Raw genomic sequence first — 250 nt, forward strand, 5'->3', positions numbered from 1 at the left:
CTTTACGCCCAGTAATTCCGAACAACGCTAGCCCCCTTCGTATTACCGCGGCTGCTGGCACGAAGTTAGCCGGTGCTTATTCTTCAGGTACCGTCATCCCCCCGAGGTATTAACTCAAAGGATTTCTTCCCTGACAAAAGCGGTTTACAACCCGAAGGCCTTCTTCCCGCACGCGGCATGGCTGGATCAGGCTTGCGCCCATTGTCCAAAATTCCCCACTGCAGCCACCCGTAGGCTGTCTCTTATACAC

Annotated in this window: 1 rRNA gene; it reads right to left on the minus strand. The window is 54.4% G+C overall.

The window, feature by feature from the left end:
• Positions 1-250, minus strand: a 16S ribosomal RNA gene (locus ACTHS3_RS18295); the annotation flags it as partial.

The organism is Neisseria sp. P0009.S007 (assembly GCF_051962515.1).